This window comes from Shewanella sp. MTB7 (genome assembly GCF_027571385.1).
Taxonomy (GTDB): Bacteria; Pseudomonadota; Gammaproteobacteria; order Enterobacterales; family Shewanellaceae; genus Shewanella.
In genome coordinates this window covers 2,030,557-2,056,326 of record NZ_CP085636.1, presented here as the reverse complement: position 1 = coordinate 2,056,326, position 25,770 = coordinate 2,030,557, and the positions used below count along the sequence as shown (strand labels likewise).

General features: G+C 40.4%; 23 protein-coding genes and 4 pseudogenes. 9 read left to right on the top strand and 18 right to left on the bottom strand.

Annotation, left to right across the window (positions count from 1 at the left end):
- Positions 1 to 21 precede the first annotated feature (21 nt).
- The 12 genes and pseudogenes from HWQ47_RS08680 to HWQ47_RS08625 all read right to left on the bottom strand — a co-directional run bounded on the left by HWQ47_RS08680 (position 22) and on the right by HWQ47_RS08625 (position 10,313).
- A complete protein-coding gene (locus HWQ47_RS08680; RefSeq protein ID WP_269970749.1) occupies positions 22 to 969 on the bottom strand; it encodes an EAL domain-containing protein in 948 nt (315 codons plus the stop codon).
- An 8-nt stretch (positions 970 to 977) separates the two neighbouring features.
- Positions 978 to 2,063: a hypothetical protein gene (locus tag HWQ47_RS08675; protein WP_269970748.1), complete on the bottom strand. Its 1,086-nt coding sequence runs from the start codon at positions 2,061 to 2,063 to the stop codon at positions 978 to 980.
- A 79-nt stretch (positions 2,064 to 2,142) separates the two neighbouring features.
- A complete protein-coding gene (locus HWQ47_RS08670) occupies positions 2,143 to 2,688 on the bottom strand; it encodes a hypothetical protein (RefSeq protein ID WP_269968417.1) in 546 nt (181 codons plus the stop codon).
- Positions 2,685 to 3,446 (bottom strand): hypothetical protein, encoded by a 762-nt coding sequence (locus HWQ47_RS08665; RefSeq protein WP_269970747.1) that lies wholly within the window; start codon positions 3,444 to 3,446, stop codon positions 2,685 to 2,687. Before HWQ47_RS08665 ends, HWQ47_RS08670 begins: the two co-directional genes overlap by 4 nt.
- A gap of 14 nt (positions 3,447 to 3,460) precedes the next feature.
- Positions 3,461 to 5,152: a TcfC E-set like domain-containing protein gene (locus tag HWQ47_RS08660; RefSeq protein ID WP_269970746.1), complete on the bottom strand. Its 1,692-nt coding sequence runs from the start codon at positions 5,150 to 5,152 to the stop codon at positions 3,461 to 3,463.
- A 374-nt stretch (positions 5,153 to 5,526) separates the two neighbouring features.
- A complete protein-coding gene (locus HWQ47_RS08655) occupies positions 5,527 to 6,030 on the bottom strand; it encodes a hypothetical protein (protein ID WP_269970745.1) in 504 nt (167 codons plus the stop codon).
- A 50-nt stretch (positions 6,031 to 6,080) separates the two neighbouring features.
- Entirely contained in the window at positions 6,081 to 6,632 is a 552-nt protein-coding gene (locus tag HWQ47_RS08650; RefSeq protein WP_269968414.1) for a hypothetical protein, read from the bottom strand.
- 367 nt (positions 6,633 to 6,999) lie between these two features.
- Positions 7,000 to 7,889, bottom strand: a pseudogene (locus HWQ47_RS08645) (IS982 family transposase).
- A gap of 292 nt (positions 7,890 to 8,181) precedes the next feature.
- Positions 8,182 to 8,312, bottom strand: a pseudogene (locus tag HWQ47_RS08640) (helix-turn-helix domain-containing protein); the annotation flags it as partial.
- Between the two features lie 114 nt (positions 8,313 to 8,426).
- Entirely contained in the window at positions 8,427 to 9,200 is a 774-nt protein-coding gene (locus HWQ47_RS08635) for a haloacid dehalogenase type II (protein WP_269970744.1), read from the bottom strand.
- An 11-nt stretch (positions 9,201 to 9,211) separates the two neighbouring features.
- Entirely contained in the window at positions 9,212 to 9,904 is a 693-nt protein-coding gene (locus tag HWQ47_RS08630) for a cytochrome c biogenesis CcdA family protein (protein ID WP_269970743.1), read from the bottom strand.
- Between the two features lies 1 nt (position 9,905).
- On the bottom strand, positions 9,906 to 10,313 hold the full coding sequence (locus HWQ47_RS08625; protein WP_269970742.1) for a thioredoxin family protein: 408 nt from the start codon (positions 10,311 to 10,313) through the stop codon (positions 9,906 to 9,908).
- 100 nt (positions 10,314 to 10,413) lie between these two features.
- Between HWQ47_RS08625 and HWQ47_RS08620 the strand changes: the two genes are divergently transcribed.
- Both HWQ47_RS08620 and HWQ47_RS08615 read left to right on the top strand, forming a co-directional pair.
- Complete coding sequence (locus HWQ47_RS08620) at positions 10,414 to 11,298, top strand: LysR family transcriptional regulator (RefSeq protein WP_269970741.1); 885 nt, start codon at positions 10,414 to 10,416, stop codon at positions 11,296 to 11,298.
- 42 nt (positions 11,299 to 11,340) lie between these two features.
- Positions 11,341 to 11,737, top strand: a pseudogene (locus HWQ47_RS08615) (DDE-type integrase/transposase/recombinase); the annotation flags it as partial.
- A gap of 15 nt (positions 11,738 to 11,752) precedes the next feature.
- Here HWQ47_RS08615 and HWQ47_RS08610 read toward each other — a convergent pair.
- From HWQ47_RS08610 to HWQ47_RS08600, 3 genes and pseudogenes are all read right to left on the bottom strand, one after another.
- Positions 11,753 to 12,788, bottom strand: a protein-coding gene (locus HWQ47_RS08610; protein WP_443020111.1) for an IS630 family transposase whose coding sequence is annotated in 2 segments (ribosomal slippage) — positions 11,753 to 12,328 and positions 12,330 to 12,788 — 1,035 coding nt in all. Because the reading frame shifts where the segments join, the coding sequence is not laid out codon by codon here.
- Positions 12,789 to 12,809: 21 nt separating this feature from the next.
- Positions 12,810 to 14,047, bottom strand: a pseudogene (locus HWQ47_RS08605) (ISL3 family transposase).
- A 308-nt stretch (positions 14,048 to 14,355) separates the two neighbouring features.
- The gene (locus HWQ47_RS08600) at positions 14,356 to 15,141 is read right to left on the bottom strand and encodes a TOBE domain-containing protein (protein WP_269970739.1); all 786 of its coding nucleotides are present in this window, start codon (positions 15,139 to 15,141) and stop codon (positions 14,356 to 14,358) included.
- 173 nt (positions 15,142 to 15,314) lie between these two features.
- Here HWQ47_RS08600 and modA point away from each other — a divergent pair, with 173 nt between their 5' ends.
- From modA to tsaA, 4 genes are read left to right on the top strand one after another with little or no spacing between them, the layout of a single operon-like run.
- Entirely contained in the window at positions 15,315 to 16,100 is a 786-nt protein-coding gene (gene modA, locus HWQ47_RS08595) for a molybdate ABC transporter substrate-binding protein (RefSeq protein WP_269970738.1), read from the top strand.
- Positions 16,100 to 16,792: a molybdate ABC transporter permease subunit gene (gene modB / locus HWQ47_RS08590; protein WP_326515523.1), complete on the top strand. Its 693-nt coding sequence runs from the start codon at positions 16,100 to 16,102 to the stop codon at positions 16,790 to 16,792. The genes modA and modB overlap by 1 nt, the downstream gene beginning before the upstream one ends.
- Positions 16,786 to 17,874: a molybdenum ABC transporter ATP-binding protein ModC gene (gene modC, locus HWQ47_RS08585; RefSeq protein ID WP_269971701.1), complete on the top strand. Its 1,089-nt coding sequence runs from the start codon at positions 16,786 to 16,788 to the stop codon at positions 17,872 to 17,874. The genes modB and modC overlap by 7 nt, the downstream gene beginning before the upstream one ends.
- Positions 17,875 to 17,915: 41 nt before the next feature.
- Positions 17,916 to 18,398, top strand: a complete 483-nt coding sequence (tsaA, locus tag HWQ47_RS08580) for a tRNA (N6-threonylcarbamoyladenosine(37)-N6)-methyltransferase TrmO (RefSeq protein ID WP_269970736.1) — start codon at positions 17,916 to 17,918, stop codon at positions 18,396 to 18,398.
- A gap of 75 nt (positions 18,399 to 18,473) precedes the next feature.
- On the opposite strand, the gene HWQ47_RS08575 is transcribed toward tsaA, so the two are convergent.
- Genes HWQ47_RS08575 through HWQ47_RS08565 form a run of 3 tightly spaced genes read right to left on the bottom strand, consistent with a single transcriptional unit; the run spans position 18,474 to position 21,059 of the window.
- Positions 18,474 to 19,103 (bottom strand): IbrB-like domain-containing protein, encoded by a 630-nt coding sequence (locus tag HWQ47_RS08575; protein WP_269970735.1) that lies wholly within the window; start codon positions 19,101 to 19,103, stop codon positions 18,474 to 18,476.
- Positions 19,081 to 20,313, bottom strand: coding sequence for a DUF3440 domain-containing protein (locus tag HWQ47_RS08570; RefSeq protein ID WP_269970734.1), 1,233 nt, complete (start codon positions 20,311 to 20,313; stop codon positions 19,081 to 19,083). The genes HWQ47_RS08575 and HWQ47_RS08570 overlap by 23 nt, the downstream gene beginning before the upstream one ends.
- Complete coding sequence (locus HWQ47_RS08565; RefSeq protein WP_269970733.1) at positions 20,310 to 21,059, bottom strand: EAL domain-containing protein; 750 nt, start codon at positions 21,057 to 21,059, stop codon at positions 20,310 to 20,312. Before HWQ47_RS08565 ends, HWQ47_RS08570 begins: the two co-directional genes overlap by 4 nt.
- Positions 21,060 to 21,552: 493 nt before the next feature.
- Between HWQ47_RS08565 and HWQ47_RS08560 the strand changes: the two genes are divergently transcribed.
- From HWQ47_RS08560 to HWQ47_RS08550, 3 genes are all read left to right on the top strand, one after another.
- A complete protein-coding gene (locus HWQ47_RS08560) occupies positions 21,553 to 21,828 on the top strand; it encodes a hypothetical protein (protein ID WP_269970732.1) in 276 nt (91 codons plus the stop codon).
- A gap of 23 nt (positions 21,829 to 21,851) precedes the next feature.
- Positions 21,852 to 22,103, top strand: a complete 252-nt coding sequence (locus tag HWQ47_RS08555) for an OmpA family protein (protein ID WP_269970731.1) — start codon at positions 21,852 to 21,854, stop codon at positions 22,101 to 22,103.
- A 196-nt stretch (positions 22,104 to 22,299) separates the two neighbouring features.
- Positions 22,300 to 25,749, top strand: a complete 3,450-nt coding sequence (locus HWQ47_RS08550; protein WP_269970730.1) for an Ig-like domain-containing protein — start codon at positions 22,300 to 22,302, stop codon at positions 25,747 to 25,749.
- Positions 25,750 to 25,770: the final 21 nt, after the last annotated feature.

Here is a 25,770-nt window from a genome sequence, read left to right as displayed (position 1 = left end):
CAATGCTGTTAGAGTGATGGGTTATGCTGGTATTGGATCCAGATTGTTCATTGTCGATATCATTAATAAATATTCTTCAAAATGGCATGGAAGGCTGTACAGATAACCTTGATAATGATTAATATTAATGGATCGTAAATAATCTTCTTGCGCTTGTGTTTCAACGCCTTCTGCTACAGCTATAATATTAAAAAGTTGGCAAAGTTGGGCGATATTGAGCACCGTCAATTGTAGCTTACGGCTAGTGACAATATTTTCGATAAAAGAGCGGTCTATTTTTATTATATCAAAGGGATATTGATTAAAACTAGCGAGGGTTGAATACCCTATACCAAAATCATCCAATGCAAATTTCACCCCTTGCAATTGTAGCTTATGCATAATATTAATTATTTCTGTTGAATAGCTGAAATTACTGGTTTCAGTTATCTCTAAGATGATGATGAATGAGGCTGATAGTACGTTAATATAACATAATATTGTCTCATCGATTAATACTTCTTCAGTTATGTTAATACTTAATCTCGTTTTCTTCGGATATTGATAGGGTGCTGCAATTAATTGCTCCAGTAAACTGGCCGTCATTTCAACCAATAGTCCCATATCCTCCATCAATGGAATAAAATAACTTGGACTGATTAAATTGTCCTTTCCCATCCAGCGAGCTAAGACTTCACCGCCTATTATTTGTTTATTATTATCAACAATAGGTTGAATGTAAGGTTTGATTTTTCTACTGGCAATGGCCGTTTTAAGGTGCATATACAATAAATTGTCAGCGGTGATATAATTGTGATTATCAGCGGGAAAATAGTTAATGTGGGTTAATGCTGTTATTTCTTTATGATAGAGAAGCTCTAATATTTTGAACTCTTCGTAATGGCCCGTCATAATACAATTGATAATATCAGACTGTAATTGACTAAGTGCCATTTTTATTTCAACATAATTATTAGTGTCGTTCATCATATACTCCATTAATCAGTGCTTATATCGAATGCGGCTATAATAATTACCGTATCAGAATAATTACCAGTAGGAATGCCTAGAGGCGCCTGATAGTTAAAAGTCAATAAACCTGAAAAATTAGCGTGTTTAGTGATGCGGATTAAGGTGGCAATATTATGTTGTAAATTAACACTGTCACCTAATTGGAGATCAACAAATCTAGCCGAGTAGTTAATATAGTTGTTTGTCGTTTGATGTTTCATTCGCAGTTGATTGGTTTCGCCATTGGTAGATATTAGGGTTAAATTAAGTTTATCCCCTAAATCAAAGGCGCCATTAATGTCGACGTTTAATCTAGCTTGTCCTATATGGCCTTGCGAGGTATTTTGATGAGTAAAATCAGCCGTTTTGCTCGCTGAATTTGGAAATGAAAAGTTTAACAAAGAGCGTTTTTTGGTAATTTTAAAATTAAACGTGTATTGTTCTTGAAAAGAACCTCCTCCCCTTGATGTGATACTTTCACCATCAAATACAACTGTGCCTGTATAATCACCTGATATTGTTGTCGGGCGTGCTAAAAACGTTAATAATGCATCATCATAATCAAATGAAAAGATCATTGCTCCACTGTTGAGATTAAATCGTTCCCGGTCGGAAGAGGATACTGTCCTACTTGAAGCCCCCCTGCAATCACTTCCTGCATTATTTCTTATATATGCGTTATACAGAGGCTGATTGTTACCGTGACTAGGGGCTCCAACGTCTCTACAATCAATTCCAGGCATCTCAGATTGAGTACCATTAAACGCAACAGGGATATTCATAAACGAATCTATCAACGTATTTTTAATGGTAATACTCTGATTAGCTGTACCCTTTAATTGAATGTTAAAATTAGAGTGCCGTCTCGAAAGTCTTATGAAACGGTCGCCAGGTGGATTAGCGAATGCTGCAATGATTCCGTTATAAGCTTCTTTTTTATTTCTAACGACAATGAGCCCTTCAGCATGATATAAAAAGAGTTCACCATTCCCCCCACTAATCCTGTCATTTTCGAGTCGATTGGTGATAGGGTCATAATCAATGCTGATATTGTATGTGATTGGAACAGGCATAGCGTACGTACTATGACTGAATATAATACTTATAAATAATATAATGACGTGTAGTGTTTTCATGTTATTCACTTAATAATTATAATTCTGATGCGACTAGTAGTACGATATTGCCAAAGCAATCCCAGTGCTGTCTTTGGTCTACCATATTCATCCACGGAAAATTGATTTTCAGCATGACTTCTGAAATATGGTGTGTGGTACCATCAGGTATGGTGACTTGGTGCCAATAATCCCCGCTCAACATCAGCTTTCCGCTGGCTTCGTTCACGTCTCCAATTGATAATTGGAGACTGTCGACAATATTTTCTGATGAATTACTGACGCAATTTAAGTATTTATTGCTGACATGAAAGGTATAATTTGAGACTGCCGTTGGTGATGTGGTACGTATTTGATAAAATATCGGGTCAAATTTCCCAACTTGTCCCACCCCATCACTAGAGTCCTGCATCCATTTAAGTTTTCGGTAATTATTATCTGTGATTTCACTGTTTAAGAGGGTGATAGAGGGTGCCGCATTAGGGATTGTGACGTTCAGTGTGATTGTGTCACTAATACTCATCTTGGCTGTTGCCGCCACAGGAAAAAATATCATCAACCCTAATAATATCCGTATGTTCATGATTGACCTCCACAGATAACAGCACGATTAGTATCAACTTTCAGTGCGCCTTGCCAGCAACGTTGCTCGCCGATGATGACATCAAATGGCATGTTGGGTTTTACCGTCATTTTATATACACCCGTTTTAATTTCTGATGTGCTTAAACACGCCTCACCGCGACATTGCATGCTCCCTTTGTAGGTTGGGGCTATGACTGTTAATTGGCTCGATGAGGTAATATCTACATCAATTATCATCACTTTTCCGGGTAATAAATCGACGGTAGCCTGCTCGTCGAGTGATGCCCCCATGAAATATTGGTTAGGTTTATCGAATTGGTACTTCACTTTATATTGGTCATAGCCATCGAGATAAATCATCTTATCAGTGTCAATATCATGTTGTGAGTAATATTGCTGCTCGACATTGTATAAATTGATATTGCCAATATCCCCAACCTTATTTAAGCGATTATCGATATAGATAGCTGACTTACTGTATTGATTGTTGCTGTAAAATAACCCGCGTGAATTAATAAATTGGGTGGTACTAAAGTTCACACCATAACCCGATTGACCGTCATAGGTGTTATAACGCACAGAGCCAGAATAATAATCGGTATTATTGGTGAGTGCGGCGGTGAATGTTTTATTAAGATGATGCTCGCTGCTATCAATATAACGCGCAGAGCTGGACATACTGAGGGCCAAATTGTCATTGATTTTATCGTTATAGTTCAGTGATGTTTGAATATCATTGTGCTTAGATACACGCACTGAAGTATTACTATTTAAGAAGCTGGTAAATGGAATACTGATATTGATTGCAAATTGATTATTATTATATTACTTGCTTCATAACTGACACTGCCAGAAATGGCGGAGCTATGCTGGTAATTTAGGCCAATAGAGCCACTGTAAACAGCGTTATCTTGTAATGGCGAGGTGGAGTAAAAGCCATTACCATAAATCGACAATGTCGATGAAATGGGGTAGTTCAACGATAAATTGCCCATAAGTCCATCTCGTAAGCCAATAGCCTCATTGACCTGATTATTATCTGTCGTCGTGTCATTAAAACCACGATTATCGGTGAGCCTGAAATTCAGATAACCGTAGTTCACATCAAACTCAGTTTGATAGGCGTTATCTGTCATTGAGAACTTCAGCCGAGAACTAAAGTTTTCATATTGGTAATTGGCGCCTAATGAATAGCCAGCACGGTTATCGAGCAGATAGCCATTGGCAATCATATTAATATGATTAGTGATAGGCCAGCTGGCACCGGCCTCGAATAAGGTGAAGTTTGACTCATTCTGAGAGAATGACCCCACACGGGCATAGGGTGAGAATGCCTGACTGTTTTTCAAATTGAGGTTATAAATAAACTCTTTACTGTTATAAACCACGGTATCATTATCTTTAATGACCACATCAACGTTGTAACTGCCTACGGGCAATACAGCATAATTAATTTGTCCACGGCCAGCATTGACAAACTGCTGATAAAGCACCTCTCCATTGCGCAATACTTCCAGTAACCCTGATGATGGGCTATAAAAGATAATCTGTTGCTCACGCTGAGTGTTGACCAGTAAGTTATTGGTTTTAGCCAGGCTTACCCCCGTAAATTCGCCGCCAGACAACAAACTACTTTGGCTAGCAAGCGATTGTGAGTCTAGGCTCTCAGATAATCCAATCGTTGCGGTATAGCGGTCGAAATCATAAATATATTCAGCTCGGGTGAGTTTTGGCTCATATTGATTGATTCTGGCATCCACGCGAGCATAACCGCGACCAATACCAATATAGTTATTGAGGTTAGCAAAATAACTTTCAGTAAAAGAATTATCATAGTTGGCATAGATATTCGACACGATTTGATTAGTGGCATTACTGTTTAAAAAACGTGGTTCGTAACTTTGCTGAGTAAACAATGACGTTGGAATAAATACGCGCAAGGTTTTACCATAATAGTCATTAACAAATCGTAATTGGTCATTGGGCAGTTTACACTCACTGCGTTCACCCATGCAGCTCTCGCTGTGCGTGACGCCCACGTGCAATTCATCTGCAATACGCTGCGCACCCTCTGGTGATAATCCAGCATGAATAAAGTGATTGTATACTGTTTGAGTATCATTAATTACGGCTGCATAAAACGACACTTCGGCATCAATCGTTAACGGCTTAATGGTCTCTTCACTGCCGACGATAATGACGTTAATGATGCGCGGTTTAAAGGCCAATAATCTATTATAATTGCCTACTTTATTCGAGGAGGTGGTTAATAAGCTAATGGAGTTTAATTGAGTATTTAACTGTTTACTTAATTTTATATTTGTATATCTATTATTATCGGTCAATGCTGAAACTACACTCTTGTTTAATGCTAGCGGACTCCCATTTATTTTACCTGCTAATGCTTGAGGAAATGAAGATTGACTCATAACCACTAAAATGAGTAATATTTTTTTATTCACAGTCAATAGCCTAAAATGTATTTGATGATTATGCTGGCAGCAATTATTAGTCCGCATGAATAAGTATCGATTGCGTGACAAAATAACTAATAACTACCAGTGCAGTGATTTATTAACCCAACTATTCTATCAACTAAAATAAATAGCTGAGGTGAAATTAGTTAATAGGGATTATTTTATTAAGCGTTAATCTGTTTTTAAAATCAGCTATACTGATATTGATATCACCTGCTGTCGTAACTACGCTTAAGTCTAGTGCTTTTGTTTTACCCGCTAATACCATAATAGAGTCGGTACATTTTGTTAAGTCAATTTCATTCATGACGTTACAAGCATTAACTTCAAACTTGAGCACTGTGTCTGTTTTTTATTAATCAGTTGATATTGATTGTTGCCTTTTTATTTTTAATTACATCCGCATGACCGCTGACTATATCTTTGCCATGTGGCATCACATACCATGCTTTAAAGCCCATCAATATATTTAATGAAGCTTTGGTAGATTGATTATTGGCTTGATAAGATTCAGGTATAAAGCTAATGCCAATAATGCGGTCTTTATCTTGAATGTTGCCGAGCATGTGAGTGAGATTATTGATGGATATTTTTATTCTTGAATTAGGATCAATAATTAATTCATCATTATCAACAAATACAGGCCAATGTTTAAAATCTTGCTCATTAAATACTTGCTCCTCACCTGAACTCAATAATTCAGAGAGCTCTACACGCACAAAGACCGGGAAGGTATCTGGGTTCATTACAGTAATATGATCAATCTGTCCATCAGAGGCAACGAGGACCATTTTATCGACATTAATAGCGTGAGCCATACTGCTAGCCAGTAATGACATAAGAAAGAATATTATTCTCATCATATATTTCCAAAAGTGCGGCAACGACAGTCATTGCCGCGTACATATATTATTTACGCATTAATATCGACAGCAAATACAACTGCGGCGTTAGCGGTAACGTTACCACCTGCTGTATTTACGGCGGCTGTCGGCACTTGAATTTCAGCCGTCATTGCCACATTATGTGATGTCGATGAAGCGACAGGGGTACCAATAGCTTGCGCTGTTGCAGTAAGTGTCATTCCGTTGATGGTAATACCTAATGTTGGCGCTGTTACACCCGCCTTGATACCACTACCGGCAACAACTGAACTTAACAATTGAGCTGTAACTGCTGTTGCTGAAAAGCTCGTTGCCGATGTTGTTAAGCGAAAGTTTTCTGCCGTATTAGAGCGTAATGTAAAGCCTGCATCAGTGCTGACGGTTTCTAGTACTATTGCTGTTGGTACATATGGGGCGCCTGTTACCGTTTCAAATTCTAAGGTTCCAGTCACCACCGGCGCCGCGGGAATAACACCACTGAAGTTAAAACTCAATTGACCCGTTGTAACTACAGCATTTGCGATACCACATACAGAAAGGAGTGTAGTTGCGAGCAGTGTCTTTTTTAAATTATTCATCATTATTTACCATTATTGTATACATCGACAGAGGACATAGAGACTTAATTGTATTAAAGCGACTACGTACATTAAAGACGGTTAATTTCAATCGAAGTGTTAAGTAATATAGCTAACTATAAATATTACTCACTAGCGACGACCTGCATCCTATAATGATTCATAAATACCGTATATATAAATTAGGTTGACTTTGGGGTGGTAAAAAGGCACTTGTATAATACATGTAGTCCATTAGCTTTTTTGAATGAAATTGCATTTCTAAATTATACGTGTTACTGCGGAGGTTATTTCATGGCGAGAGTAAGTTCGCTTATGGTTTATGGGGATAATTACATTATATATCACGTCTAACTAACTCCAAATCGGTTTAACGAATCACTGCAATCGCGTTAAATTCAACCGTTGTGATATTTTAGTGGTGGCTTACGCTCTTTGAGTTGATAAGCCACTAAACCTCCTATCATATTAAGCATGAAACCATGCACACTTCGATGTCTTGTATGCTCAATTTGAGAGATATTTTTAACTTTTAACTGGTCATTGATTGTCTCTATGATAAAACGTCTGGAGAGCATCGCTCTATCCCACAATGATAACGCTTTAACTTTCATGTTCTTACGCACGCTATTAATAATGGTTATCCCGCGCTCTAATAGGTCACTGGTCAGTGCTTTACTGATATACCCTTTTATCTGCATAAAGTTTGTCCATGGAGCCAACTACCATCTCTTTGACAGGTTTCGTGTCATGTACATTTTCAAGTGTTATTTTTGCGGCAACGATACCGCCTTGATTATTCACAATAAGATGAAGCTTGAACTCATAGACCCCCCCCATGCTGCCTTTTCCTCGGCTGGCTATGACTGATAAGCTTTTGTGCCTTGGAATTCGTAAGTTGTAACAGAGACCTTAATGCTGGTTGAAACTCTATGCCTGTTGGCTCACTTTCTAGAGAGGAAAAGTAACTGCATAGTGGGACTACTGCTCTGGGCATCACTTCAAGAAATCGGGTGTAGCTGAGTAAATTGAGACATTTGGATTTAAAGAAACGAGCCAAATATCCAGTAAAAAGTTTTTGAAGTCACAGTGGTGAGACATATGAAAGGTTATGATTATTGTCATTATTTCACTCATAGCCATTCTACTGGAGCGTTTACGTTTGCGAGTCCCATCAGTTAGACATTGTTGTTCCCATTGAGGAATAAAAACAGAACAAAAATCATCGACATCACAAAATACATCCACTAAATTATCCATATGCCCTCTGCGTGATTGATTAATCTTAGTCGAAAGATCTGATCACAAAGAGGGCTATTAGTTCAATTTTTTATCCAGAGTTCAGATTAATTAAAGAGCAATCTACTCTGTAATTTGTTTGTTAGGAGTGTGTAAATCACCTGCGTAAGGGTTTATACATGAGGTAATGCAGACTTAACTCTTTACAAAACACAAGCAAAGGTAGGCTTAAAATCAACATATCGATTTTTAACGACCTAGAGGGTCCTATCTCCTCAATTTATTGCGACGAGTTATCAGTTTGCGACAGAACCGTTAATGTTTTACCTGGCACGGGTTGACCTTCTTTTCTGAGTCTATCGCACCAATAATACAAGATTTTAAATGAGACACCTTCACTCGTGCCACCTCTACGACGGTCATACTTAGGCGAGGTGATAACAATCCTTACACATGAGGTGTATAGACCTGTTATGCCTCCTGTATTTATTACACAGAGCAAGGGATCAACGTCCCACTCTGAGACGTTGATATTGCGTAACTGAATATCTATCTACGTTATGGCTGCTTGGTTAACACTTGCTCTGACAACTGAATCAGGTCAACCGCCACATAATCCGCCTTTTTTGTTAGCGCAAACTGATATTGACCGGAGCGCTGAATAAAGCCCGTTTGCATGCCAGCTTTGGCTGCCCCGGCAATGTCCCATGTATGGGCGGCGATAAGCATAGCTTCATCTGCTTCGACCTGCATCTGTTCAAGCGCCCACCGATATACGCGTAAATCAGGCTTAAACACTTGCAGGTGTTGAACGGTTAATGAATCGTCAAAGTACTGGATTAAATTGGCATTTTTCAACTGACTCTCTATGCCTGCATCTGAGGAGTTAGTCAATGTGACCAGTTTAATGCCTGAGGCTTGTAGCTTTTTAAGGCCCGTAATGACATCAAGATGAGGTTGTAAGTCACGAAATGGCGCTTGAATAGCTTGATTTGCTTCAGCCTCAGATATGGCTATACCATTTTGTTTAGCGACTAATTGCAGCGCTGCTACGCCAATATCGCCGAAGTGATGATATTCACCAATAGCGTTACTCACCAAGGAGTAATGCAGCATGGTAGTGAACCAGCTATTCACCAAGTCGTCACGACCATCTAATGCTTGAGTGACAGACTGGGCCACATTGCCTAAATCCAACAGTGTTTCATTAACGTCAAAGAAAATAACTTTGGGTAAAACTTGAGGCGTATTAACAGGGTTATCTGTTGCACTTGCCAATGAGGCGAGTGCGGTTAAGCCGACAAGTATGATGACGGAATGAGTAAGTTTCATATCATATTCTCTTATATGTTGTAGAGCCACTCTGGCATAATTTCAAGTGCTAACGCTTCTAATTTGCGATCAAATCCTGTGAAAATGGTCAATGACAAAATGATTAAAGATAACCCCATTACTTTTTTGGCTGCCGCGCCACCACTGATCCATTTTCCCAGTGAGTTTTTCATTAACAGGCTGAAACCAATCAAAGGAATTGCAGTACCGATACCAAAAGCCAGCATAATGATGAATGCAGAGCCCATACTTTGACCTGTTGATGCAAGGGCAATAGCTGCCCCTAACGTTGGGCCAACGCAGGGCAGCCACACAAAACCTAACGATGCGCCAACGGCAAACTGTGTCATTACACCTTCGCCATCAACTTGATGATTTGGCAGTCGACTAGTGAGCATTGACAGTTTTATTGTGAGCCAGTCTCCAGCTTTTGGGATTAAAATGGCAACGGCAATAATCAGCAGCAAAGTCGCCGAGAAGTAACGCAATACCTCTGGCGATAGCCCTAAACTAATCAGCGCGAAAGTGAGCACGGTTCCAGCAAACGCAAAGGATAGACTCAGCCCTAACGCTAAGGTAATTATACCCTTGCGAGAACTGCGCATTGCAGAGCTTGCGACAACTGGTATCATTGGTAATACACAGGGCGATAACAGGCTTAGTATGCCAGCGGCAAACGCTAGTGGTATGGCAAAGGTATCCATATTACATGCTCACTGAATTCAAAGCGGAAAAGATCTTTTGCTCACGGGTTTCAGCCACACTGAACCAAAGCTGCTCGCCATTTTTGTATAGATACAGGCTTGATTGGCGTGGCGCCTTAAAGAACTTTACCCATTGAGGCTGATCATCAAAGTTAACGACAAGCACCTTTATCTCGCTATCGGGGTGGGCAGCAAAATAGTCGCCTATAACCTCTTGTTGTTTCTTACACGTTGGACACCAAGGAGCAAATACATCAATTAGAACTGTATCGCCTTGGGCTTGAAGTTGGTCAAATAGTGTTTTTTCAAATGGGAACTTTTCGAAATTGCTGGCGTGAGCCGACAAGCTTAATATTAACGAAGTAGCCAGGGTAACAGTAGCCAGTTTTAGGGAACGAAATAGTGTCATGTGTAACTCTCCTTTGGTGATTTCAAACAGCATAAAGGTTATTGTTTTTTCTTATAATATCTTTAAAATCGAAAACACTTTCAACGAGAAATTGAAAATCATGATGAAATTTTTTGACGTCAGAATATTCGTGCTTGCATGCGAACTTAAGAATCTTTCTGCCGTAGCCCGTGAATTGTCAATTACTCCTGCCGCTACTAGTGCCGCCGTAAAGCGGCTGGAAGCTGAATTGAACACTCGGTTATTACAGCGATCTACACGCAGTTTAACATTAACCCAAAGTGGTCGTAACTTTTTACCTTATGCACTTAAGGCATTGAAAAACCTAGATATTGGAAAGAGGGCTGTTTTAGGGGATAAGCTTAAAGGCAGTATTACCTTATCAGTGCCTTCCGACCTGGGTAGAAACACTTTGCTTAGCTGTTTGATGGATTTCCAACTATACCATCCAGACATCAATTTAAAGGTTAAGTTAAGTGATAAATACGCAGACTTTTATTCTCAAACGGTAGATGTGGGGTTACGTTATGGTGAGCCCGAAGATTCGGCCTTAGTGTGTTTACCCATACTGCGTAATGCTGTCCGGGAATTATGCGCCTCACCTGATTATTTAACCCGCTATGGCACGCCGAAAACGCCGGAAGACTTGGTAAAACATAACTGTTTACACTTTTACAGTGACGACATGTTAAACAGTCATTGGCGATTTTTTAAAGATACGAGTACTGTTTCGGTGAAAGTAAGTGGTAATCATTTATCAGACGATGGCGATTATCTTCGTTTATTGGCCGTTAAGGGAATGGGTATCGTCTATAAAACCTGCTTAGATGTACGTGAGGATATTGCCGCGGGGCGTTTAGTATCGCTATTGCCAGATTACCGCAAAGAAAAGTCACCGTTAAATATGGTCGTGGCACATCGAAAAAGTTTTGACAACAACTTAGTCGCACTAAGAGAGTTCTTAGTTGAAGCCTTAAAGCCTTAAATCGAATAAGTGGGATCGGATACCCAGAGCGAGATCGCGAGCATTATCGATTTCTATTTGAGTGAAACCCGCGATGAGCCAGCGGCACGGGCGTTTTTCAATAAAGCCATCAACCAACATGGTTTACCTGATTAAGGTCGTCATTGATAAAAGTGGTGTGAATGCTGTAGCATTAGAAGCCATCAATACTCGTCTTTGATTATCTGGCCACATGCTATTCATCATTGAGGTTCTTGCCGTTAAATATTTGGAGAATATTGTTGAGCAGAGTTATCGAAAAGTGAAAGGTAAAATGCATCAATGTTTAGGATGGAAATCTTGGGAAGGCGCCGAATGGACACTCGTTGGAGTTGAGCTTTGGTCCATGATTAAGCAAGGACAAATGGACACCATTGAAAATATGACTTCATGGGAACAAGTTAATTCTTTAGTGGTCTAATACCAATCGGTATAATCATCTGGTCAGATTTATCCATGAACGATTGCATAGATTCTTTACAGTATCAATGTCACTAATAAAGCTATTCCAAGCTTGCGTGCATTGCTCGACAATGTCCTCATAATTGGCAAAACACCTATTGGCTAAATGGCGCTGTCTCATCCATCCCCAAACTTGTTCGATAGGATTAAGCTCTGGTGAATAGGGAGGTAGTTTAATCATGGTTAGATTATCGAATTCATCATCTAGATCTTTTGTATGCCAACCGGCACCATCCATGATCACGACAGCGTGGCGATCTGGAAGAGTTGCTTCAGAAATTAACTTTAGGTGTTGCCGCATGAACCTTTTATCTACCCATGGAGTGATCAACGCTTCGGTATTTCCATTCGACGGACATACCGCCCCAAAAACATAAGCGTACTCAAACTGTTGTTGTCGAACGACTCTTGGACGACTTCCTTTTTTTGCCCATAAGCGTGTCGTCGTGTTTTGTTGCCCTATACGAGCTTCATCTTGAAACCAAACATCAACTTGAGCCAGGGCAATATGACCGGGGATGTTAAGGATCGTTTCCAAGCGGAAGTTTTTTAAAAGCTTCTTGTGCTTTTTGGGATTGTTTAGGATGTTTTGACCTACTCGTTATCCAAGAAAAACCTAGCCGCTTTAATACTCTATAGACACTTGATGGTTCATAATTGATACCAAAGTGCTGAAAAATATATTCATTAATATCAGCACCCGATAGTCTGCCACCTTCTTCAGATAAACTTTGCTGCTCAATGAATGTTGCGAGTTGTTTAGATTGAGTCTTGTTTAAAGATGGAGGTCGGCCAGGTGATGTTTTGTGCTCAAGGCCCGCTAAACCGTCGGTTAAGAAATCACTTACCCATTTGTTTACACTGGTACGACTCACCTTAAGAATACTCGTGATCTCAATGCGGTTATGCCCTTCACTGAAATGTGCTAATGCCAAAAGACGGATCCGCTTTTGTGCATTTTTCTCTCGTCGTGCCAGAGAGCGAAAGTCAGTGGTATTAAGCTTTTCCATATGTAACCGGCTCTTCTCCGCTTAGGTGAGCTTGATATTTGGATAAAAGGTTGAATGGGTATCAGGGACTGATGTTTGTCTGATCTTGAGTTTGAAGTATTCAATGTCTCGTATCCCTCTAGCTCTTCGCCTGAGTAAACCAATAGAGACATTCCCCGCTTCAACTCGAGCGTTGGTTAATCTATATTTTGCGTAATTGCAGACACCAATTTTTTTATCCAATAGTGCGTCTGCATAATTACACAAGGACAATATCCTCGTTGACCTAGCAAGACCGCACCAAGCTTCAAGTGCCTTAACCATCGACGTGTAACACGGTTCATCCCATATCGCTTGTAACTGCTCTTTCAGCATATAAACAATGCAGAGAGTCTTGTTACTCTCGAGTAAATCACCAAGCCTATCTGACTGCCTTTCATCCAACTTATGGGCGTTTTTTAGCAAGAGAAACAACGTTCCTTTGAGCATCTTTTTATCTTCATGAGAACCATTTCGAAAGGCTTTGGCGCGTTCTTTTTTGATGAGTAAGCAGTAGTTTTGCATCACATGAAATCGGTCGAAAACGATATCTGCGTTAGGGAGCATTTTCCTTACTGCCGATTGATAAGGCTGACCCATATCCATTGAAACCGCTTTAATACCGTCTCTTGTAGTTGTTGAGAGTTGCTCGAAGAACGAAATAAGGATTGCTGCTTTTCTACCGTGTTCGACCCAAATTAAATGACCAGAAACCAAATCGTATACAACGGTCATGTAGTCATGCCTTTTGGCTCTGGCTACTTCATCAACGCCAATATGGATTAAGTTGTTAAGCTTCGCTGGCTCCAAGCCTGGCAGAGTTGAATGTAGATATTCCTTATCAATGTTTTTTACCGTCTCCCAACGAATACTAAATGTTGAGAGACTGCGTGAATACTCATGTACCGGCATAATCCACTGATGAACTTACAGAAGCGAGTTGTATATCTCGCTCCTTTGGCAACGAATTCAGTCGCTTCAATTAACCTTATGCCGTCTTTATTTCTGGTCTGAGCGAGTTCAACTTCGATGCTACAAGGACGTCCACTAACAGGTAAGTCATGTACCCGTCTTCTTACGTAGTGATCGACGGTACATTGGCTTTCAGTTCTTGGCTCTTCAACCTTAAACCGCCTATCTCGGCGACATTGTACAAGAACCGCCTGAGAATCTTTTTCGATAGAAAAGGACTGTACACATTGGCCTTTAAAGCCAAATAGGGTGGATGATAATGATGGCAAGGTATATTCGCTTATTCACAAATAAGAAAGTGTTGTAAATAATAATGTTATTTATGATCTTTGATATGAATAGACTCACCTAAGCGGAGAAGAGCCTGTAACCTAATCATTAAAATTAACTGTTCATATTAGATCACATCTTTATACCGATTGGTATAACTGTATCAGAGAGATCCTGCGGCCTCAAATTTTAGCGCCAAGATCTCCGTTTGCGACAGAACGACTCAAAGAGCGTAAGCCGCAACTTAATATTACAACGGCTGAATTCAACGCTATTGCAGTGATAAGTTAAACCGATCTGGGGTTAATTAGTTCATGCTGGCGATAATAACCTGCTCAGGCTTAAAGACTCCATAGAGGCGTTGGCCTAAACTCAGATCTATTTCATTGGCTTGCTGGCATGTTATCGAAGCATAAAGTGGCTCTGTATTGCCAATATTTAGACTCACTTCAACCGAATTACCATTTACCTTAATATCTACCACTTCACCATCAAGCTGATTATCACCACTGTCGGGCACAAAATTCACAGACAAATGAACCAAGGGAGCCTTAATCAGTAGTAGCACAGGTGTTTTATTTAAGAGTCTGAGCTTACAAGTACTGCTATGGGTGACGACAGAAAACATTTCTTTGTCACCAGCAGTTTCTAGCACAATTCGATCGTTTAGCCCATAATTCTCAATCGATTTGATATTTGCTGTTAGTTGATTTCTAGCACTAGTTTTTAATGAGAAATGTGCCATCACATCTAACAGGCTCTGCATAGGTACTTTTTGATCTAACAGTGTCTGCAGTACCATCTCTTGCATTTGCTCGGTTAATGCATAAACCTGCACCAATCGCTCACCAAAATCTGTTAATTGAGCACCTCCGCCCCCTTTCCCGCCCTTTTCACTCACCACAACAGCATCAGACAGGCGACGATTCATGTCGTTAACCGCATCCCATGCTGTCTTATAACTAAGTCCGGCTAACTTAGCCCCTTGACTGATTGAGCCCGTCACTCGGATCTGTTCTAGCAGAGCGATCCTTTTCGGGTTTACAACGACCTTATCGGCAATTGAAAGAGTAAGCAGCGCATTTAAATCCATTAGGTATCATCATAGAGTTTCTATAGCTCAATTGTCGCTTATTCGTTAGCAAAAGACTACTTAGCTCACGATTTATGTCTAAATAACTTGCTACTCGTTATATAGTTAAGTATATATCGAATCGCTATATAAACAAGTATATAACGCATTTTATTTTACATCAGGAGTATTCCATGAAGTTAAAGAAGTATTGCTCTCGCTTAAAGCATCTAGCAACAAGTATGCTGTTAGTCACCGTTAGCCTACCTAGTTTTGCCGAAGAGAAAGTCATTGTATTTGCCGCCGCATCACTCACCAATGCGCTAACAGAAATTGGGCAAAAATTCGATCAACTGCATCATAGTGAAACCGTTTTTTCCTTTGCTTCATCTTCGACATTGGCGCGACAAATCGCTCAAGGGGCTCCGGCGCAAGTATTTTTATCTGCAAATCAAAAATGGATGGATTATCTTATCGATAATGATGCGGTCTCTCGTGACTCAAAGGTCACTTTGCTGAAGAACAGCTTAGTTCTGATAGCACCAAATTTAGCTTCGCCATTAGATATCACTATCAGTAAAGATTGGGATCTCAATAAAAATCTGGCGAATGGCAGGCTGGCCGTGGGCGATCCAGATCATGTACCTGCAGGACGCTATGCCAAACAGGCATTAAGCAACCTGAATCTATGGCAACAAGCTGAACCACTGCTTGCTCGCGCCAGCAGTGTTCGCAGTGCATTGGCTCTAGTTGAACGAGGAGAGGCTCCCTTAGGTATTGTTTATTCCACCGATGCTCAGCTTTCCAAAGCAGTGGTTCTGGTTGATACCTTTCCAGAAAATAGTCACAACCCGATTGAATACCCACTGGCACTCGTCAACAATCAGCCAACTGAGGGGGCCAAAGCTTTCTATCAATATCTACAAACACAAGATGCTAAAGCTATTTTCAGCAAATATGGCTTCAAAATAAAACCATGATGCTCACAGATTATGAAGTCACGGCGTTGTTATTAAGCCTTAAGGTTTCCGGGGTGGCTGTATTATTCAGCCTTCCAGCAGGCATAGCCTGCGCCTGGGTTTTAGCACGATTGCATTTTCCAGGCAAAGCACTGCTAGACAGTGTGATCCACTTGCCACTCGTGTTGCCCCCTGTTGTCATCGGTTATCTGTTGTTAATATCTATGGGCCGAAAAGGCTTTCTCGGCGAACGTCTATATGATTGGTTTGGGATCAGTTTCAGTTTCAACTGGCACGGTGCGGCTCTCGCGGCTGCTATCGTCTCTTTCCCTTTGATGGTCCGGGCCATTCGCCAATCTTTCGAGCATGTAGATATTCGCCTGGAACAGGCGGCAAGAACCCTCGGCAGTAGTCCTTTGAAGGTCTTTTTGACCATAACCCTCCCTTTGACAGCCCCCGGTATTATTTCAGGCATGGTATTGGCTTTCGCTCGCAGCTTAGGTGAGTTTGGTTCCACCATCACCTTCGTCTCTAATATTCCTGGAGAAACCCGAACCATTCCATTAGCAATGTACTCTTTTATTGAGACACCTGGTGCAGAAAGCCAAGCAGGCAGACTCTGCATCATCTCTATTATCATCGCGCTAGTGTCCCTGGGGATATCTCAATGGCTGACACAAAAAGCCCAACAACGGGTATCGACAGCATGTTAAATATCAAGATAAGCAAACAATTGGGTGATCTCGCATTATCGATTGATGCCCAGCTTCCTATGCATGGTATCAGTGCCATTTTTGGTCGAAGTGGAGCTGGTAAAACTTCTCTTATCAATATTTTGGGCGGGTTATCGACGCCAGACCAAGGCGAGTTGACACTAGGGGAAGAGTCGCTCTATGACCACGCTCGTCACATCAACTTACCACCTGAAAAACGCAGCATAGGCTATGTTTTTCAGGAGGCGAGACTCTTCCCTCATTATCGTGTGCGTGGGAACCTGAATTATGGCAACAAAGATAAAGACCCTGTTCACTTTGATAAGGTAGTCAAACTCTTAGGGTTAGAACATCTTTTAAAGCGATACCCCATCAGTCTCTCTGGTGGTGAGAGACAACGAGTTGCCATAGGCAGAGCACTACTGACAAGACCAAAGATGCTGTTAATGGATGAACCATTAGCCTCATTAGATCTACCGCGTAAACGTGAACTTATTTCCTATTTATCTAATCTGGCTCGCAACTTAACGATCCCAATCATCTACGTCAGCCATAGCTTAGACGAGATTCTCCAGTTAGCTGAATATATGTTAGTACTAGATCAAGGTAGGGTTATTGCAATTGGACCACTACAACAGGTGTGGGACAGTGAGCAAATGCGGCCCTGGTTACCTGCTAGTGAACAGAGTTCATTGCTGGATGTCACCGTTGCAGAGGTCCACAGTCATTATTCGATGACACGAGTGAAATTAAATAATGAAATCAGCCTTTGGGTAAACAGTATCTTACCTGATCAGGGGGCTAAGTTAAGGGTACGCATTCACGCTAACCATATCTCATTGTGTCTAGTTCCTCCTCAACAAACCAGCATTCGTAACATTATCCCAGTAAAGGTTGTTCAAGTACTAGAGCCACAAGGTGAGAATAATGTTCAGGTAAAGCTTGATATTGTAGACCATTATTTATGGGCAAATGTCACACGCTGGGCCTGTGATGACCTAGGAATAAGTCCAGGCTTATCTCTTTTTGCCCAAATAAAAGGTGTTAGTATGACGACATCAGACTTGGCCCAATCTCACTAATCTACAGAAAGAATCATAATACAATTTGAAAAGAGAGAACAATGATCGAATTTCTCCCCATAGAATATGCAAAAAACCCCTTCGAACAGATAGATAATGTCCCAGTACAAGGGGCTGGGATATCCAAAGATATAGGTGAGCTGATACTCAATGAGAAATATATGTTGGGCTTAGACGACCTCAACGGCTTTTCTCATATTTACATAGTGTTTCATATACATAAATCCGAGGGGTATGAGCTTAAGATGAAACCCTTTCTGGATAACGAACATAAAGGGATTTTCGCCACTCGCTCACCTAGACGGCCTAATGCCATCGGATTATCGATTATTGAAATTGAGAGAATTGAGAGAATTGAAGCTAATCGTATCTTTGTTCGAGGCATAGATCTATTGAATGGAACACCAATTCTAGACATCAAACCTTATATACAGTCTTTTGATAATATTAAAAACACCAGAGATGGCTGGTATGAGCGAGGCCTAGATCCTCTTACTGTTCTCTCAGATAAACGATTTACTTAAGGTTCTATCGCAAACTACCTCACCAGTTTGCGATAGAATCCGTGCTGTATAAGAAAAACGAAAATCTCGTTATATTTATTCCCATGCTATTGAAAATGCATTATGGCTAAATGCAGCTGCTAACCCAGTAACTTGTTGCATCCGTAATACTTCATCACTGTCCATCCCTAGCTCACGTCCAATATCATCATTACTCCAATCCATGTCACGAAGTTTTATCACTAACTGGGCAGTTAATTCTACTTGATGAGTACCTCGAGCCATGTTGTGACGTATGGAGGATGACATTCTGTCGTCGATATTTTTATCCAAAATAACAACAGGAATATAACTTGCCAATGAGCTCTTGAACTCAAGATTATGTTTTAACAACCGACTTCGATGGTAACCATCAATGATCACCACTTCATTTACTCCCTGTTGTTTCCCCACAACGATAGGCATGGTTAAGCCGTCTTTTTGAATTGAATGTTTGAGCAGTTTAAACTCTGGAGGAGCAACTTGATTAGGATTGTAATCATTGTCCTTAACAAGTGAACTACTAATTAATTTAACATTTAGTACCGGGTGGTTAAATTTGACGATACTCGCCGAAATATCCGATAACCGATTGAATATATATACTTTCTCATGAACTGATAACAAGGAAGTCTTTATCGAAGACAGTTGGTCTAACAAATTTTCAATGTTTTCTGTTAAATTCATGTTGTTCCTTAAAAAAATGATTATAGAGCTCGATGTTGTAGTTAGTTATTTTTTTGTTCTGTCCAAACGATAATCCTCGACACCAATAATCATTCTTAATAAGCACTTTACAAATACGTCTCCAACTGGGCACTTTCTTTTGTGATTCTAATTTCTTGTCGGCAAAATCAGGGATCGATCTGATGCCATTTTTTTTTGCTGCATGTTTCCACCATATAAGAAATTTAAAAATACGGGAACGATAATGCAATGCTAAATGCGGTGGCATACTGTTGAGTAAATATTTACTGTATTGTTTATAGGTATATCCATGAGGTAGTTCAAATTTATAATAGCCCAAGATTCGGCCTTGGGTCTTACTATAACGTGCCCCAAAGTTACACCCCTCAACACGTGCGACAAGTTTTTGCCAGGTGTGTGGTTCAAGTATTTGATAGAGCCATAATCCTTTACGTTGATCGTCACCAAATGGTTGACATAATCGTTGTTGAGACAGAGAGACTCCGGCCAGCGCCATTAAGTTATAAATTATATTGTAGTCCCAACCAAATCTACCATTAGCAGTCCAAATATCGGTTACATGCCAATCATATATAGGGTAAGCATTGTAGACTTGCTCACTGACTTTTGTTGTCCATTTATAATCATAAAGTGTCTGTTTACGTTTATTTTTAATGGTCAAAAAACGATTAAGAGATTCATCGGAACGAATGGCAATAAAACAGGTACAACGTGCATTTTTTTGTTTTTGGTACCAGATTGCAAATTCATTCACAAATTCTTCAAATTCCATACCAAAGTAATAAAAAGGAAAATAATCATGCTTACTGATCACCGAGGAATGAAGGGGGATGGACCTGATCCATTGTTCGGTAATACGATGATCCCAACAGATCCATTTGGGTTGAAATTGAGATACAGCATTTCTTAAGCTTAAAGGCAGACATACCCAATAAGCATTAATTTCTTTACGTTCTACAACTCGAGTGATGTAGTCAATGGTATGTTGATATTGTGCTTCGAGATCAACGATTAACACGTCAACAGGCAAACGACCACACGCTCTTGCTTCTTCAATAATTAGATTTAACAATACCCCTGAATCTTTTCCGCCAGAAAATGCTACATAGAAATGAGGGCAATCGACTAATATTGTTCTGATCCTTTTACGTGATGCTTCATAGACATCAATATGCAGTTTTATTTTCATAAGTCATCGAAATTATCGTAATAATATCCTTGAAAATAATCAAATGGCAGTGAATGTGCTAATAAAGCATCATGTTCAGTTTCTACACATTCAACAATAATTTTCACACCTAATTCTTTTATTTCAAAAGCCCAATCTACAAAAGTATTAAAATACCGATTATCTCTAATATACCTTAAATCAAACTTAACGTAGTCATGTCTGGCAGCATTCAATTCAGAATGCACATCGTAAGTAAAATCATCTAATGCAATCAATATGTTTGCTTCTTTTAGCTTATACTCTGCTTCGATCGTGTAAGGGGATAAGGCAATATGCCTTTCAGTTATCTCCACAACCAATGTTGATCCTGTGCGTTGAAAGGACTGACTCAAGCGACAAAGACTTTTAACAACATGGTTATCGAGTAATGAAAATCTTTCAACATTGATAAAATAGTGATTATTTTTTGCTTTTTTCCTCCCGTTGAAAAAAGTCAATTTGTTTGCAATTTCCATTAAAATGAAATTATGTTTCGATGGTGTCATTAATGAAAAGTAATGATCCATAGTCGATAATACTCTTAAATCTTCTAATGGTCGACTTAAAATTTCCACGCCATAAAGAGCACCATATCTATCAACAATATGTTGGCCGACATGTGAATGGCTGCAGTTAAGTTTGATGTCTGGAATAGCATTTAAACACTTTTCTGAGACATGTCGGCATTTACCAATGAAGTAACAACTCATAATAAAATCTCCCATTCACAAGTTGCATTGATTCCTCATACAATAACGGATAAGTATATGCAACATTAAGTTTAAATTATAATATATTAAAAGTTTACGGTGTCGAAATACTTTTTTCAGTTCGTAATAAAATAACAAGTAAGTGCTGAATTGATGAGCGAACAAAAAGGTAAATAAATATTGTCGCGCTTGGATATAGGTGCACATATTAACTTTCAAATCAAGAGTATGAGAAAAAACTACTATACTAGTATGTTTACTAGATAGATTATCCCACTAATTAACACAAGGGAAATCATCATTTACTTTACGCCTCCTATCAATTACCATCACTGCAATCTAGAGTCTTATAGTTAACGTTATTAATTATGTTCTAGCTCTAGAATTATTTATTTTTTCACTAACCATTATTTATATTCCTTTGTTATCAATGTGTCTTTTTAGAATACGGTTTTTAGTTTTTAGTTTTAAATTAAACTTACTTGTTTAATTAGTCATGGATATCATAATGCGTACACCTTCATTTTCTTTTGCGCAAGTAGAAACTTTAGAACCTCTACAATTTTGGTATGCGTGTGTCAGTGTTGCTCACAATGGCTATAATGAGACGGATAATAACAATACTCAATTAACGGATCTGAATGTCATTGTTGATGGCCTGCATCTAGGCTATCAATTTAATCCTTATTTAATAACCGAAGTTGAATATCAATTTACCCAATCATTGAGTGAGATAACAACGGGCGATGCCGACCATCACTTAGCGACCGAGGGTGTGAGCTAAGTGATGGTCATACACATAAAGCTATGCCTGTTATTCAAGAGCACATTGTCGAAGTGCTCGTTGAGAAGCCTATTATCACGCAGACTTTTATTGTGTCCGGTTATGATGCGGACACCTTGTTCGCCCATGATGCCAGCACACTAATTAATACCCAAGTACTGCAATATCCACAGACCGGCATAACAGTGATGGGTCACACCGACAACACTGAAGCGGAAGAATATAATCAGTGGCTTTCTGAACGCCGCACTGGCGCGGTTACCGACAAGGGGTGAGTTCATTCCACATTAAGATGAATGGCGCAGGTGAAAGCCTACCCATTGCAGATAATGCCACTAAAGCGGGTCGGGCTATGAATCGCCGAGTCGACATGCAAGTGCGATCTTTTGAGATGATTCCAACCATTCAAAAATAAATTCAATCTTTTCCCCAGAGCGGTGATTATACCCCCGTAATAAGCGAGTATTATATATGAAGAACAATAAATTTTATTTCTGTCTTATGGCTGCCTCACTGAATGTGGCATTAATAGGTTGCGGTGATAATGAAGGCTTGATAGACAAGCCTTCCCCGCCAGAGCCACCTCCAGTGGTTGAATATCTACGTGCATTTCCGCAAGCTATGATACTAGTGGAAGGTGAGAACCGACAAGTTGACCTGACTCACTCTGTTGAATCTGTGGGCATTGCAACTTGGTCATTGAAGGAGGTACTTGATACCAATGGGTTGGGATATATATCTAATGAAACTAACAGCACATTTAACTATTTAGCTCAGATGGCGGGTGTCACGTCACTGGATTATGAGGTGCAGGGCGGCAGTAAAGTAGCCACCTCTCATGTTTTGGTGGCTGTTAATGCGAAGCCCAAAGACAACACCGTTCCGACAGCTGAGAATATCACACTGAAAACGGGAAGCACTCAAAACATCAACATTAATTTACAAAAGTATATTTTCGATGCTGATGGTGACGCGTTAACGATTGAGCAGTTAATTAGTACCTCTGGGCGTTTTTCACTGGCAGAAAACAGATACTCCTTAACCTTTAAGCCAGCGGGTTATATAGGTGTTGACCAAGCGATGTTCAGTGTCGAGGATGGCAATGGTGGTTACGCTATTGCCTATGTAGTGATAAGTTCAGAGGATATTGACCCTGAAATGCCAAACATTGCACCTGAAGCCAGTAACTTTTTAATGAGCATTGACAACACTATGCCGGTTTGGACGCTTGATTTACTAGACAAACCGTTGATTAGTGATGAAAACGGTGACTCACTGAGGATCAGCCACGTTTTTGATGGCAATGGTCGAGCAGTTGAATATGATGATACGCTCATTCGCTATACATCTGGCAGTTTCATTGGGGTTGACCAGTTTACCTATGTGGTGACTGATAACAGACAAGGCTACGCCGCCGGAACTGTAACGGTTACAGTGAGCGACAAGACACCGGCAAATAAAGTGCCCACGGCCACTGAAATCAAAGTGTCTGGTGAATTGGAAGGCGATGAGAATCCTCTTGTGATTGATGTCGCGAATTATGTACATGATGATGATGGAGATACACTTCATATTATCCGTGTACTCAGTGCTAAGGGGACAGTAAGTATCAGCCCGGAAGCCCCACTAACGGTCAACTATACCCCACCATCACCCAGTCAAGGACTGATTGATAAATTCAGCTATGTGGTTACAGATAACAAAGGTGGGTATGCCATGAGCACCATCACTGTTAACTTCAATGCTGTAGTCAGTAATAGTGCACCCACCGCATCCATAAAGAATGCGACTACGCTAAGTAACGAAGCCGTAATTATCAATCTCGATGATGTGATTTATGATGCAGAAACTGCCTCAACTAAGTTGGCTGTATCAAATCTATCTGCACCAGGTTCATCCGCAACAGCTACATTGACCAATCACACTATTACATACACACCAAAAAATTTTACTGGAGTTGATGTTCTGACATACACAGTATCTGATAGTGAATTAAGTACTCAAGGTGTTGTCGTCATTACAGTTACCCCCTCTGACGCCCTGAATGCCGCTGATTTCACTATGCAAATAGAATATGACACTCCAGTTATTCTTGATTGGCAGTCTCAAATCAGCAAAACAGCTACGTTGTTCAAGGTGGAGGGTGGAGTGCTTGGCACTGTAAAGGTTGAGGAAGGTCAACTGACATACACGCCAACGACTGGAAAATATGGCGAAGACAAACTGGTGTATGTGGTAAAGGACGATCACGACCCAGTGAATTATGCAATGGGTGTTATAACTATAACTATTCTCAAACCACCCGCTCCTGAGATAACAGCGTTAGCAATTGAGGGCACACCGACTATCGGCAGCACACTTACTGCTAAGGTGACTTGTGACTTGTGTACTGAATACCAATATAAATGGAACATTAACGGACTCCCTGTCTCAACTTTATCAAGCTATGATTATCAGCCTTTTAATAGTCTTCACAATGTGACACTAACTGTAACAGGAATCGATAAAGTAGGACAACAGACCCCAGAAAATGTTGTTGAATATACTATCTCGCACGTAGAGAGTATTTATTCAACCAAAGGAGCTTTTGCAGCAGTTAAAGACGGCAACTCCGTGATAGCATGGGGAAATTGGGATGGCGGCGATAACGAGCCAACATCTATCCCCAACCTGCGGGATATTTATTCAAATTCCGTTGCCTTTGCGGCAGTTAAAACTGATGGTTCAGTGATAGCATGGGGACGTACAAATAGCGGGGGCGAAGCACCGACATCCGTTACTGAGCCTGATTCTAATGTAGATAAAATTTATTCAAATGGCACTGCTTTTGTGGCAGTTAAAACCGACAACTCAGTGATAGCATGGGGGTCAGAAACGGCTGGTGGCTCTGGCGCACCAATATCTATCTCCAACCTGCAGACTATTTATTCAAATGACTTTGCCTTTGTGGCAGTTAAAATTGATGGCTCAGTGATAGCATGGGGACATAATACCAACGGGGGCAACATACCAGAAGATACTGACATCTCTAGCGTAAAGGCGATTTATTCAACTAATGATTCTTTTGCAGCACTTAAATATAACAATTCGGTAGGAGTGTGGGGGAGTCAGTCCAATGGTGGCTGCACGACGGGAGGCTTTAGCTATTGTGCGCCAACATCCGTCACTGCTCCTAACTCAAATGTGCAAGCGATTTATTCAAATAATGGAGCCTTCGCAGCAGTTAAATCTGACGGTTCGGTGGTAACGTGGGGAAACCAAAATTATGGTGGCTGCATGGGCACAAATAACAACTGTGCACCAGCATCCGTCACAGCTCCTAACTCAAATGTACAGGCGATTTATTCAACCAGATATACTTTCTCAGCAGTTAAAACCGATGGTTCGGTAGTAGCATGGGGAGATAACGATTCTGGTGGCTGCATGGGCGAAACTAGCAACTGTGCACCAACATCCGTCACAGCTCCAGGCTCAGACGTACAGAAAATATATTCAAACGACAATGCTTTCTTAGCAGTTAAAAGCGATGGAACGTTAGTTGCCTGGGGAGATAGTCAGGCTGGTGGCTGTATGGGAGTATCTGATAGCAGCTCCTACACCTGTGCTCCTGAATCCATCACGGCCTCGGGTTCTGACATAAAGGCTATTTACTTAACCACCCGAGCCTTTGCTGCAGTTAAAACTGACGGTTCAGTGATAGCGTGGGGGAGCAAATATAATGGAGGGACCAATGCACCTGCTTCCGTCACTGCCGAAAATTCAAATGTGAAGATTATTCATTCAACTGGCGGATCTTTCGCTGCAGTTAAAGTAGACGGTTCGGTAGTTGCATGGGGATCGAATAATGGAGGAATTATCGGTACCAATGAGGCGAATAAATTAGAGCCTAGTCTAATATTAATTAGAGCACAATTAATATAATCATCTTTACTAATCTAGTCA

Excerpts from the sequence above, each read along its gene's own strand:
- HWQ47_RS08625 (WP_269970742.1), bottom strand. The coding sequence starts at position 10,313 with ATGACACTATTTCGTTCCCTAAAACTGGCTACTGTTACCCTGGCTACT.
- HWQ47_RS08620 (WP_269970741.1), top strand. The coding sequence starts at position 10,414 with ATGATGAAATTTTTTGACGTCAGAATATTCGTGCTTGCATGCGAACTT.
- HWQ47_RS08650 (WP_269968414.1), bottom strand. The coding sequence starts at position 6,632 with ATGATGAATAATTTAAAAAAGACACTGCTCGCAACTACACTCCTTTCT.
- HWQ47_RS08550 (WP_269970730.1), top strand. The coding sequence starts at position 22,300 with ATGAAGAACAATAAATTTTATTTCTGTCTTATGGCTGCCTCACTGAAT.
- HWQ47_RS08555 (WP_269970731.1), top strand. The coding sequence starts at position 21,852 with ATGCCTGTTATTCAAGAGCACATTGTCGAAGTGCTCGTTGAGAAGCCT.
- HWQ47_RS08675 (WP_269970748.1), bottom strand. The coding sequence starts at position 2,063 with ATGCCTGTTCCAATCACATACAATATCAGCATTGATTATGACCCTATC.
- HWQ47_RS08680 (WP_269970749.1), bottom strand. The coding sequence starts at position 969 with ATGATGAACGACACTAATAATTATGTTGAAATAAAAATGGCACTTAGT.
- modA (WP_269970738.1), top strand. The coding sequence starts at position 15,315 with ATGAAGTTAAAGAAGTATTGCTCTCGCTTAAAGCATCTAGCAACAAGT.
- HWQ47_RS08670 (WP_269968417.1), bottom strand. The coding sequence starts at position 2,688 with ATGAACATACGGATATTATTAGGGTTGATGATATTTTTTCCTGTGGCG.
- HWQ47_RS08600 (WP_269970739.1), bottom strand. The coding sequence starts at position 15,141 with ATGGATTTAAATGCGCTGCTTACTCTTTCAATTGCCGATAAGGTCGTT.
- modC (WP_269971701.1), top strand. The coding sequence starts at position 16,786 with ATGTTAAATATCAAGATAAGCAAACAATTGGGTGATCTCGCATTATCG.
- modB (WP_326515523.1), top strand. The coding sequence starts at position 16,100 with ATGCTCACAGATTATGAAGTCACGGCGTTGTTATTAAGCCTTAAGGTT.
- HWQ47_RS08565 (WP_269970733.1), bottom strand. The coding sequence starts at position 21,059 with ATGGGAGATTTTATTATGAGTTGTTACTTCATTGGTAAATGCCGACAT.
- HWQ47_RS08570 (WP_269970734.1), bottom strand. The coding sequence starts at position 20,313 with ATGAAAATAAAACTGCATATTGATGTCTATGAAGCATCACGTAAAAGG.
- HWQ47_RS08560 (WP_269970732.1), top strand. The coding sequence starts at position 21,553 with ATGCGTACACCTTCATTTTCTTTTGCGCAAGTAGAAACTTTAGAACCT.
- HWQ47_RS08655 (WP_269970745.1), bottom strand. The coding sequence starts at position 6,030 with ATGATGAGAATAATATTCTTTCTTATGTCATTACTGGCTAGCAGTATG.
- HWQ47_RS08630 (WP_269970743.1), bottom strand. The coding sequence starts at position 9,904 with ATGGATACCTTTGCCATACCACTAGCGTTTGCCGCTGGCATACTAAGC.
- HWQ47_RS08635 (WP_269970744.1), bottom strand. The coding sequence starts at position 9,200 with ATGAAACTTACTCATTCCGTCATCATACTTGTCGGCTTAACCGCACTC.
- tsaA (WP_269970736.1), top strand. The coding sequence starts at position 17,916 with ATGATCGAATTTCTCCCCATAGAATATGCAAAAAACCCCTTCGAACAG.
- HWQ47_RS08575 (WP_269970735.1), bottom strand. The coding sequence starts at position 19,103 with ATGAATTTAACAGAAAACATTGAAAATTTGTTAGACCAACTGTCTTCG.